Here is an 11,614-nt window from a genome sequence, read left to right as displayed (position 1 = left end):
AAGTGAGTAATGCTATAATTTTAGTCAAACTCTGGTAACAGCGGAAATCAAAGCTATGAGCGTATCAGTAGGTTCAGAAAAACCGGAATTTAAAGAATTACTGCTGCAATTGCAAGCTGCCATTGCCAATGAAAATACAGAATTGTCAATCCAGAGTATAGAAAATTCCGAAAAGGGAGTAATTGCAATCTTTGTCAATGCTCTGACAGATGATAAGCAAGCTATCATTTATCACGAGTTAAAGCAAAACTACGAACTACTGTTAAAGGCTATTGAAGATAAATATCAAGCTGAATTGCGAGCCAAAGATTGCGAGATAGCCATGTACCGTCAAGAGAGAGCTATTTCCGAAGCAGTTTCTAAAAGTTTGACACAACTTGAAACCGATGCTCATTCCAGTCAGCAAGATGAGTCGATCTCCCAATCAGAGGATGTGGAGTCACTAAGGGCGATCGCCCAAAAATACAAGGCAGAATTAAAATATAAAGATGACGAAATCGCTTTATATCGCCAGCAAATAGCTGAAATGAGAGAACTAACAGAGATGTTAGCTAAACAACCGCTGTCGATTAATATTATTCAGGAGGATAAGTAAGCATAAAGTCTTACCCAAACCATGCAAAGTGACGAAAGTCTTACTCGAATCATCCAGGCCTATGAGCAAATTATCAAAAATTTAGAAGCCAAGCACAAATCTGAACTGCAAGCTAAAGATAGAGATATAGACTTTTACCGTCAAAAAAGTTTGGAGTTAAATGAACTTCTCAAATTGTTGGCTACGCGACCTGTTAATGTTATTATTAATAATGAAGTTAAATCTACATCAGAAAGTAAAGCTATGAGTGACCAAATCGACCAAAGTCGCAAAATAGAAATTACAGGCGGAACCGTTAACGCTAGCGGCGCAGGAGCGTTAAGTTTAGGTGATATCAGCGGTACAGTTGCTAATACAATTAATCAATTATCTGATTCTGCTAAACCAGATGAACCGGGAATCAAAGAACTGTTGACTGAGTTACAAACAGCGATCGAGGCTGAAACTGATTTATCTGATGATGATAAAGCTGAAGCATTGGAACAGGTAAAAACTTTGGCAGAAGTAGGGAAAAATCCCCAAGAAAGTACAATGCAAAAGGCGGGGAAAACGGCAATGAAAATTTTGAAAGGGACTATTGCTGGTTTACCTAGTGCGGCGACGTTGGTGGAAGCTTGCAGTAAATTGTTGCCCGCGATCGCAAGTCTCTTACTTTTACCCTGAAATCCAATATCAACGCCCAGTAAGTAATGGTATTTTTAGGGCGGGCGAGACGCCCACCCCACGAAGATTCTTCGCTTCAATCAAAATGACAGCGCAGCTTACCGTCCCGATTTTCTCGGCGGTGTATCATCAGTCGATCGCTTCCGACGGATCAGCACGCTCATCACCTGCTTCGGATTGGCTGCACGTTGTACGGGACTCCAATCGCCGACTTGGGCAAATCCCAGTCGGTACAAAGTGAGTATGGTTTCCCTGACACCCTTGGGCGAACCGACAACCGTTAACAGCACCACTTCCTGTTCCGATACTGCTGCTGAGCCGTCATTTGGGCGATCCTCTTCGAGGGCTTCGCTAACGAATTTGTTGTCGTCAGGCAAGAATTCCTGTGACATAATATGTTCTCCTGGTTTTGGGTTTTCTAGAAAAACCCAAAAACCCAGCCGCCCCGCATTTCAACACATAGCAGGGCAGCTACAGAGGATGTTAAGATACTCCGTTAGCCTCCAGACTGCTATACCCAGTTTGGCGGTTAGCTGTCCATTGCTGTTGGTAGCAGCTTTGGGCAGTGCAACTAGATTTTTGGGCGACGCGGGTTGCCTCCTCTACAAGCAAGCAACCTCTCACTTCAAAGCGTAGCCGCAGATGGGGGCCGCCGTCAATCGATTTTAGATTTTAGATTTTAGATTTTAGATTTTAGATTTGGGATTTGGGATTGAAGAATTGAGCCCCGAACTAATCTATCGATTTTAGATTTTAGATTTGGGATTTGGGATTTGGGATTTGGGATTGAAGAATTGAGCCCCGGACTAATCTGGGGACTTTGGGGGTTTTGATGCGGGATTGGCGGGTTTTGGGCGATCGCACCAATGAGACTCGCAAAACGAACGATCGCCTTTTCCACTTAGCAACTACAGCGGCGATACTTTATCGCGTTCAACCTCCTCGTGGGAAGCCGTTTTCCCGTTCAAAGTTGTACCATCATCGGGGAGATTGTCTAGTCGATCGCGCTTCTTAAAGCGATCGCGAGCCGAGACAACCACCACATACAGAACCGGCACTATAAACAAACTCAAGACAGTAGAAACAACCATCCCCCCCGCGATCGCATTCCCTAGCGATCGGCGACTGGCTGCACCCGCACCTTCTGGGTTAACCAGAGGAGCAATACCCAAAATGAAAGACAGAGAAGTCATCAAAATCGGTCGTAAACGCTCTTGAGAAGCCTCAACTGCCGCCTTAGCAATTGAATATCCCTGCTCCCGCAACTGGTTCGCAAACTCCACAATTAAAATCGCATTTTTACTAGCCAATCCAATCAACATCACCAAACCAATCTGGCAATAAACATCATTCGCCAAACCCCGCAACGACTGAGCTAAAAGAGCACCTAAAATCGCCAGAGGCACCGATAGCAAAATAATGAAAGGATCGACATAATTTTCGTACTGTGCAGCCAAAACCAAAAACACAAAAATCAGCCCCAAACCGAAAATAATCGGTGCTTGACCGCCCGACTCAATTTCTTCTAAAGAACTCCCCGACCATTCATAGCCAAAACCAGAAGGCAAAACTTGAGCAGACACCTTTTCCATCGATTTTAGCGCTTGTCCAGAACTCGCTCCCGGAGCCGGAGTACCAGTAATTTCAATTGACCTATATAAATTGTAGTGGTTAACAGTTTGCGCCCCCACCACCGGAGTAATCTTCACCACATTGCTCAAAGAAATCATTTCATTCTTTCCAGAACGCACATACAATTTCCCAATATCTTCAGGGTTATCACGAAACTGTTTATCCGCCTGAACATACACCCGATAATTGCGCTGCTGGAGGTTAAAATCGTTCACATACTGAGCACCCAGAGCCGTTTGTAACGTACTGAAAACATCATCAATGGGAATATCGAGAGCCTTAGCTCGATTGCGGTCAACCTCCACAATTAACTGAGGCGTATTGGCAGCAAACGTACTAAATACCGCCTGCAATCCCGGTGTCTGATTTGCCTGCTTCAAAATTGCGCCCATAGTCTGGACTAAGCCATCTAAACCGCTGTTACCTTTGCGGTCTTGCAATTGAAATTGGAAACCACCAAATTGACCTAAACCTTGAATAGCCGGCGGATTCACAGGGAAAATTCTCGCTTCTGGAATCGAGAAAAACTTACCGCGCAACTTACCAATAATCGCTTGTACAGTTTGATCTTCTCCGTGACGTTCATCCCAGGCTTTAAGTGTAGTAAATATAATGCCTTGATTAGAAGTGCTACCGCTAAAACCAAATCCGCCCACTGAAAAAGTCCCGACAACTTCAGGAAGTTTGAGGATTTCTTGTTCTACTTGATCCATTACTTTCTGAGTGTATTGCAGCGAAACACCTTGGGGCCCTTGAATAATTGTCAGAAAATAGCCCTGGTCTTCTTCCGGGATAAATGCTGTGGGCACTGATAAATAAAGCCAAGCTGTTACTCCCAGAGAAGCGATGAACACGAGGGTGACAATAGTCTTAATTCCTGTGAGAAATATTAAGGATTTCCGATATTGCCGCTGTACCCAATCTAGAACTCCATTAAAACGGTCAAAAACCCAACCTAGCGGGCCCCCAAACTTCGACCCTCGACGCAGTAATATAGCTGCAAGTGAGGGCGTGAGAGTAATAGCCATAAAGGTAGAAAGCAATACTGAAAAAGCGATTGTCAGCGCAAATTGTTTATAAAGCGCTCCCGTAGTTCCGGGAAAAAATGCCACTGGCACGAACACTGCCATCAACACTAAAGAAGTCGCAATTACAGCGCTAAAAAGCTCCCGCATTGACTCAAAAGCCGCTTGGCGGGCATTCATCCCTTGGCGGATCAGGCGGTCAATATTTTCTACTACAATGATAGCGTCATCAACCACTAATCCGGTCGCTAATGTCAGACCAAACAGAGATAAACTGTTAATCGTAAATCCAAAAACTTTGATAAAGGCAAACGTCCCAATCAAAGAAATTGGAATTGTGATGATAGGAATAATAGTTGTGCGCCAGTCTTGCAAGAAAACAAAAATTACTATCACCACTAACAAGACTGCTTCAAATAATGTCTTGACTACTTCTGCCATCGACTCTTCTACAAACAAAGTCGTGTCCAGTGCTACTCTATGTTGCAACCCCGGAGGGAAAGCAACCGCTAGTTTTTCCATTTCGGTTTTGACGGCATGGGCAACATTCAAAGCATTACTTCCAGGCAGTTGGTAAATCCCTAAACCTACTGCATCATTGCCTCTAAATCGCAGAAATGAGCTGTAATTTTCTGCCCCTAGTTCTGCTCTCCCCACATCTTTTAATTTAACTAACGTTCCATTTGTCTCTGTTTTGAGGACGATTTCTTCAAATTCTGCTGGTTCTTTGAGGCGACTTTCAGCACGCAAGTCAATTTGATACATTTGTCCCTGGGGAGCAGGTTCTTGGCCAACTCTCCCAGCACCAACTTGCAAGTTTTGTTCGTTGAGAGCCCTCGTTACATCTTGCATTGTGAGACTGCGAGCTGCTAATTTATTGGGATCTATCCATAAACGCATTGCATAGCGTCTTTCCCCAAAAATTCGCACGTCGCCAACACCTTTTACCCGCTTTAAAGCATCTGCTAAATATAGGTCAGCGTAGTTGCTTAAAAATATGGTGTCGTATTCTTTATTTTCTGTAAATAAACCGATCGCTAATAGGAGACTTGTAGATTGTTTGGTAACTCTAACTCCTGTGCGTTGTACGGCATCTGGTAGTTGTGGTTGAGCAACTGCAACTCGATTTTGAACATCGACGCCGGCAATGTCTTTGTTGCGCGAGGAATCAAAGGTAGCTGTAATGGTGCTGGTACCATCGTTACTACTACTGGAAGTTAGATATTTTAGTCCTTCAACGCCGTTGATTTGCCTTTCTAGGATGTTGGTGACAGCATTTTCGACAATTTCAGCACTCGCCCCGCTATAGTTAGCTGTGACGTTGATTTGCGTAGGGCTGATGTCGGGGAAGCGCTCGATAGGTATGCTGGGAATGCTGATTGCGCCTACCAAAATAATAATTAAGGCGCAGACGCTAGCAAAGACTGGTCGTTTAATAAAGAAATCTGCAAACATTATTTGGGTAATGGGTAGTTGTTAGTTGATAATTCGTAATTCGTAATTCCTAATTAGACTTACGTCAAAAATTAAAATTTCCCCTTTTTTAATAGCTGAGCAATCAAGTAGTTTCACATAAGGTACGTAGTTGCGCTTGTGCGCTCTTAAGAGGTGAATCAAGAGCGCACAAGCGAAACAGCATACCTTATTTTTTGCTTCCTACTGGGAATTTTTCTTCGGTTCCTTTTCCTTCCTCTTGAGCCATAATGGGAGCGCCGTCTGTCAGGTTAAGGATGCCTGCGGTAACAATTTTTTCGCCTGCTTTCAAACCTTCGATAACTTGATAATTATTCCCCTGAATGGTTCCCAATTTCACTGCCTTTTGGCGCGCTACTAAAGGTGGCATTCCAGGTTTTTGCTGTTCCGGCTTTTGAGCTGTGAAGACAAAAGTTTCTCCACCTAAGCGAGTGACTGCTGTTACGGGAACTAAAATTCCCGGGTTCTGTTTCCAGATGACTTTAGCTTTTACAAACTGGAGATTAAGCAGTTCGCCGCTGGGGTTGGGAAAGGTGGCTTTAGCTAAAATTGTTTGGGAATTAGCGCTGACGTTGGGGGAGATAAAACTGATTTGACCTTGGGCGATCGCCTTACCTTGAGCATCGAGCATTTGTACTGGCAGCCCTAAGCGTAATTGAGGCTGCCGTTCCAAAGGAATTGATAACCGCAAGTCTAGCAATTGGTTCTCTGTCAGGATGGCAATGGCGTTACCTTTTTGCAAGTAATCACCTACTTTCACTGGTATGTCGCCGATGACTCCCGCGAAGGGCGCGATGACAGCAGTTTCTTGTAGTTGTACTTCAAAGCCGCGCACTTGAGCGGCGGCCTCGGCAACTTGCGCTTCAGCTTGATCTAGCTGTTCTTGGCGAGTGCCGTTGGCTAACTCCGCTAATCTGCTCTTGGCTTGTGCGACTTCTGCTTCGGCTTTGGCTATTTCCTCTGGGCGCGAACCGTTTTGCAATTGCCGCAAAGCTTGCCGCTGCTGTTGCAAGGCTGCTGTCCGGCGCTCGATCTCGGCTTGTCTGTTCTTTTGCCGCTGCTCGAACCGCCTTTGAGCTTCTCGGAGGTTGGCTTTGGCGGTGCTTTCTTTTTGGATGTATTCCTGGAGGGTGTTTGCAGATGTTGCACCTTCTTTTGCCAATGCCTGATATCTGGCCAACTGCTGGGTGGCTAACTTGGCTTCGGCTGTGCTTGCCTCTATTTGCGCTTTTGCTTGGGCAATTTCTTCTAAGAGGCTACCTGTTTGGGCGTCGGCGAGGTCGGCTTCAGCTTGGCTAACACGGGCTTGGGCTTGGCCAATTTCTTCTGGCCGAGAACCCGATCGCAGTTGGGCGAGGTTGGCTTGGGCTTGGGCGACTTGGGCTTGAGCTTGGGCGATTTCTTCGGGCCTGGCTCCTGCTTGCAATTCGGCTAAATGGGATTGAGCGCGAATCAGGTTGGCTTGGGATTCCCTCAAGTCAGCTTGGGCGCTGTCGCTTTTCATGCGGGCGATGGCTTGCCCTTTGTTGATGAAGTCCCCGGATTTGACAAAAATCTCCGTGACTAGCCCTTCTACTTGGGGTTTGATCTCTACCGAACGCTTGGCTTCTAAGCTGCTGACAAATTCCGAGGAATCTTGGACTGAGCTGGTTTGTACGGCTGCGAGCTTGACTGGTATGCCTGGGGGTTGGGCTGCTGCTGCCGGTTGCTGTGCGCGATTATGACCGGATTGCCACGAGTACCAGCCGAAACCTGCTGCGCCTGTGACGATCGCGATCGCGGCAATTAGGGGCCAGCGCGATCGTGGTTTACCAACAGGTTCGGGGCGATCATCGGCAACGGCTGCAGAATCCTGCTGTTGCTCCCTGTCTGCATCGGTTGGGTGCAGTTCCGGTGTGGGAGATTTTTGCTCTTGGGCTTCAACGACGGATTCTGGGGATTTAGAATAACTCATGGGCAGCACCACTTAGATTTTTTTTAACTTCTGACTTACTGAGACTTGGGCGGAATATTTGATTCTCCGGCGTTTCCCTCAAACAGAGGGGGAATAAGGACAAGCGATTTTAAACAGGATGGAATGTGGAAAGTCCCTTTTTAATCGGGTTGGGGTATGTGAAGGGCTTTAGTCCGATCGCAGTTAGCCAAGCCAGGGAGTGATTATTTTTAGGAAAGCTTCTTGTTATCTCTCAAAAGTTACGATGGCAGGGAAGATTGCACATCCTTCTTATGACTCACCTGAGTGGGTGAGTTGGAAAGATTTTTCCTGGGAGTCGGCGGATTCAGCGAAGGTTGGGGACTCACGCACTCCGGCGATCGCGCTTTTTTCCTTGGCTAGTTGCTCGGTTAACCAATCTATCTCTGATGCCAGCACTGACTTGCAGCGATCGCGAGAGGCGAATTGATAGTCGTCGGTTAGTGGATATTCGCTCTTGAGGCTTTCGATGTAGTCTTGCCGGGTGTAACAGGCTCGCAAGCGGTGTTCCAATAGCTTCAGCCGTTCTTCGGGTTCTAAGTTACCAAAAAAGAAAAACTTAATTCGGAACCGGGAACCACTGTTAACCCAGCTTTCTTGAGGGTGTTCGAGCATTTTTTGCCGCCAGAGTTCGCGCCCTTGGGCGGTAATTCCGTAGATTTTGCGCGGACAGCCCGCATCTCCGGCTTCTTCGGCAATTACCGAAATCTCCCCTCGCTCTTCCAAGCGCTTCAGCAGCGGGTAAATCGCTCCGTAGTTGACGCTGATGCAACTGCTCATAAACAGCTCCAGTTGTTGCTTTAGCCGATAGCCGTGCAGGGGTTGCAACTGTAGCAGCCCAAGGGCTGATAATTCAAGCATTTATATCAAATTGATATTATAGTCTGGATTATATCACTATATCGGACTCAAGGGCTATCGGGTCATTCGATTTTAGATTTTAGATTTTAGATTTTAGATTGGCCCCACGGATAAATTCCGGGGCTTGAGGATTTTCGATTTGAGATTTTGGATTGATTCCACGGATAAATCACGTGGCGGGTATCATCAAGAAATTCTTGGTCAATACCGAGTTTAAAAGAAAATTTATAGTCGTTTGCATATAAAGTAATATTTGTCAATAGTCTTAAGGTATATTTTTTAATTCAACAAATGGCGATCGCTTAATCCTAAAAGCCCAAATCACTGCCCTGTCAGTAATCGAAATACCCACGCAAAAAGCATCACACTCAAGAAAATCACGCCTCCGACAATTAATACCAAACCCAACAGCAAAGCAGCCACAAATAGCCAGTCGGCTTTTTTGCCTTGTTCCGGGGAACCTAAATGAGCATCCAGCAATTCTATATTTTTGACATTAGCTTTCCAAGCAACATCCAACAAATCTCCGGCTACCGGTACAGTACCAGCAACTGTATCAAATACGATATTAGTTGCCATTTTTACTAAAGTCTCTTGCGGCACTCCCATTTGAGCGGATTTGAAGACAACATAACCTGCAAAGATTGAACTGATTAAATCGCCGCCACCCGGTATAAGTCCCAATATCGGATCGAGTCCAATGCGGTATTTTGTGCCGGGAATCGCAATTGCATTGTCTAGTAAATGGCTGATCCGGCGGAGTCGGCGCAAGGATGCAACATGAGATTGGCTTGGAGTATTTGCGGAGGAATTTTGTATAGGAGAACGTGACATTTAATTGCTCTCGATTGCGATATTACTGCTAGTTTATGATATTTGTTGAAGCATATTCTAGTTTTGTCTCTATGCCTCAAGCAAGATTTTTAGTAATTTGGGCCGATCGCCTTTTGTTTGTTTTTGAATGCACAGAAACCCGGTTTCTGTTCAAAACCGGGTTTCTTGCTTCTAGCTGGGGGCTTTTAATTTAGCCTGTTATTTGTTGCCTTCAGTGAAGTCGGCGTCAATCACGTCGTCGCCGCCGCCAGTGGGGCCGCCGTCTCCATAGCCACCAGGGCCGCCAGGGCCATCAGTTGGGCCGCCTGCTTGCTGGTACAGGTTGCTGCTGACAGCGTAGAATGCTTGCTGCAACTCTGTTGTTAGGGTTTTGATGCGATCGTCATCTTCACTCTCGATCGCGGCTCGCAAGTCTTTAAGCAACCCTTCAATCTTAGTTTTGTCATCAGCGGGAACTTTATCGCCCAATTCTGCCAACTGCTTCTCGATTTGATAGGCTTGAGAATCAGCTTGGTTTTTGCGATCGATCCTTTCGCGACGCTCTTTGTCAGCAGCCGCATTGGCCTCGGCTTCCTTGACCATTTTCTCGACTTCATTGCTGGGCAAAGTAGAAGCACCAGTAATGCTAATCGATTGCTCCTTGCCAGTACCTTTATCCTTAGCAGCTACATTCAAAATACCGTTAGCATCGATATCGAAAGTAACTTCAATTTGAGGTACGCCACGGGGGGCTGGAGGAACTCCATCTAAGCGGAAGGTTCCCAAATCCTTGTTATCATTCGCCATTTCCCGTTCGCCTTGCAAAACGTGAATTTCCACGTTTGTTTGGCCGTCTACAGCAGTCGAGAAAGTTTCCGACTTCTTGGTAGGAATAGTGGTGTTGCGGGGAATGATTTTCGTCATCACGCCGCCCAAGGTTTCCACACCGAGAGACAGCGGAGTAACGTCGAGCAACAAGATGTCTTTGACTTCGCCGGAGAGTACGCCGGCTTGAATTGCTGCACCCACTGCGACCACTTCGTCCGGGTTTACCGTTTGGTTTGGATCTTTGCCAAGGAGTTTTTTGACCAGTTCTTGCACCGCAGGAATGCGTGTAGAACCACCAACTAAGACGACTTCATTAATTGCAGATTTGTCTAATTTGGCGTCGCGGATCGCATTTTCTACGGGGATGCGGGAGCGATCGATCAAATCCGAGCACAGTTCTTCAAACTTGCCCCGCGTCAAAGTCGTGTCCAAGTGTTTTGGCCCGTCTTGAGTCGCGGTAATAAACGGCAGGTTGATTTCTGCTTGGGTAACGCTCGAAAGCTCAATCTTGGCTTTTTCTGCTGCTTCCGTCAGGCGTTGCAGTGCTTGTTTGTCTTTGCGAAGGTCAATGCCTTCGGCTCTTTGGAATTCATTAGCGATGTAATCGACGATTTTTTTGTCGAAGTCGTCACCGCCGAGGTGAGTGTCTCCAGAAGTTGCTAACACTTCAAATACGCCGTCGCCTACTTCGAGAATAGATACGTCGAAAGTACCGCCACCTAAGTCAAATACGAGGATGGTTTCGTTGCTCTTTTTATCTAACCCGTAAGCTAAAGCGGCTGCTGTAGGTTCGTTAATAATCCGCAGCACTTCTATACCGGCAATTTTTCCCGCGTCTTTCGTAGCTTGGCGCTGGGAGTCGTTGAAGTAAGCGGGAACAGTAATTACCGCTTGGGTGACAGTTTCGCCGAGGTATTTGCTGGCGTCTTCTACGAGTTTGCGGAGAACTTGTGCAGAAATTTCTTCTGGGGCAAATTGCTTGCCGCGCGCGGGACAGTCTAGTTTGAGGCTGTTGCCAACTTTGAGGACTTTGTAGGAAACTTCAGTGGTTTCGTGGGCTACTTCATCAACCCGACGCCCGATAAACCGTTTTACTGAGTAAAAGGTGTTTTCGGCGTTCATCACGGCTTGACGCTTGGCGATTTGTCCGACAAGTTGATCGCCATTTTTAGCATATGCTACTACAGAAGGTGTGGTGCGACCCCCCTCGGCGTTGGCTATGACGGTGGGTTTGCCGCCTTCCATAACTGCGACGCAGGAGTTTGTCGTACCTAAGTCAATTCCAACTACTTTTCCCATAGGGGTGTTCCGGCTCCAATCTCTACAAAATTTTGGTGTTTTATCTGTGCGATAGTCTGGTTATTCAGGACTGCGATTTTACCTCGCTGTTTACGGGTAGTGAGTCCTGCTTTAATACAGTCTTCGATAGGGTGCTGATCTCTATACTGCGGGCGGTAGACCTTGCGATGAAGGGGTATTTACCGAACCTGTTGGGGGACGGTTGCATCCGTGAGGCTTGCACCGCTACAGTTGTTGACTGCTTTTCTTTACTCTTCCCAATGTACGGTGTGCGATCGATTCGGGTATTGTGGCAAACCGTATACGTTGTGTTGTATTTGCCGTCTTTGTTGTATAAATTTTGTTTGGTTGGTATGGGCGAGCGGTTTTTTGACTTCCAATCAGGTTTAATATCAATTCTGAAAAGGGACACGGCAATGCCGTGCCCCTATCGGTTTACTTCCAGGCTGTGCC

9 protein-coding genes are annotated in these 11,614 nt (G+C 46.4%); 3 read left to right on the top strand and 6 right to left on the bottom strand.

The features are described from left to right. Nucleotides 1-55: 55 nt before the first annotated feature. The gene (locus QUB77_RS12655) at nucleotides 56-595 is read left to right on the top strand and encodes a hypothetical protein (protein WP_333172647.1); all 540 of its coding nucleotides are present in this window, start codon (nucleotides 56-58) and stop codon (nucleotides 593-595) included. Between the two features lie 21 nt (nucleotides 596-616). Beyond that, complete coding sequence (locus tag QUB77_RS12650; protein WP_333172649.1) at nucleotides 617-1,258, top strand: hypothetical protein; 642 nt, start codon at nucleotides 617-619, stop codon at nucleotides 1,256-1,258. A gap of 98 nt (nucleotides 1,259-1,356) precedes the next feature. On the opposite strand, the gene QUB77_RS12645 is transcribed toward QUB77_RS12650, so the two are convergent. Further along, nucleotides 1,357-1,650 (bottom strand): hypothetical protein, encoded by a 294-nt coding sequence (locus QUB77_RS12645; RefSeq protein WP_333172651.1) that lies wholly within the window; start codon nucleotides 1,648-1,650, stop codon nucleotides 1,357-1,359. Nucleotides 1,651-1,738: 88 nt separating this feature from the next. On the opposite strand from QUB77_RS12645, the gene QUB77_RS12640 reads away from it, so the two are divergent. Further along, a complete protein-coding gene (locus QUB77_RS12640) occupies nucleotides 1,739-1,894 on the top strand; it encodes a hypothetical protein (protein ID WP_333073783.1) in 156 nt (51 codons plus the stop codon). A 272-nt stretch (nucleotides 1,895-2,166) separates the two neighbouring features. Here QUB77_RS12640 and QUB77_RS12635 read toward each other — a convergent pair whose 3' ends face one another. From QUB77_RS12635 to dnaK, 5 genes are all read right to left on the bottom strand, one after another. Further along, nucleotides 2,167-5,370: an efflux RND transporter permease subunit gene (locus tag QUB77_RS12635; protein WP_333172653.1), complete on the bottom strand. Its 3,204-nt coding sequence runs from the start codon at nucleotides 5,368-5,370 to the stop codon at nucleotides 2,167-2,169. Nucleotides 5,371-5,557: 187 nt separating this feature from the next. Then, a complete protein-coding gene (locus tag QUB77_RS12630) occupies nucleotides 5,558-7,342 on the bottom strand; it encodes an efflux RND transporter periplasmic adaptor subunit (RefSeq protein ID WP_333172656.1) in 1,785 nt (594 codons plus the stop codon). A gap of 270 nt (nucleotides 7,343-7,612) precedes the next feature. Further along, nucleotides 7,613-8,221: a PadR family transcriptional regulator gene (locus tag QUB77_RS12625; RefSeq protein ID WP_333172658.1), complete on the bottom strand. Its 609-nt coding sequence runs from the start codon at nucleotides 8,219-8,221 to the stop codon at nucleotides 7,613-7,615. A 321-nt stretch (nucleotides 8,222-8,542) separates the two neighbouring features. Further along, entirely contained in the window at nucleotides 8,543-9,055 is a 513-nt protein-coding gene (locus tag QUB77_RS12620) for a DUF4112 domain-containing protein (RefSeq protein ID WP_333172660.1), read from the bottom strand. Between the two features lie 198 nt (nucleotides 9,056-9,253). Next, nucleotides 9,254-11,161 (bottom strand): molecular chaperone DnaK, encoded by a 1,908-nt coding sequence (gene dnaK / locus QUB77_RS12615; RefSeq protein WP_333073796.1) that lies wholly within the window; start codon nucleotides 11,159-11,161, stop codon nucleotides 9,254-9,256. Nucleotides 11,162-11,614 lie beyond the last annotated feature (453 nt).

This window comes from Microcoleus sp. AT9b-C3 (genome assembly GCF_036705485.1).
Classification (GTDB): Bacteria; Cyanobacteriota; Cyanobacteriia; order Cyanobacteriales; family Microcoleaceae; genus Microcoleus.
This window is presented reverse-complemented; position numbering and strand designations above follow the sequence as displayed.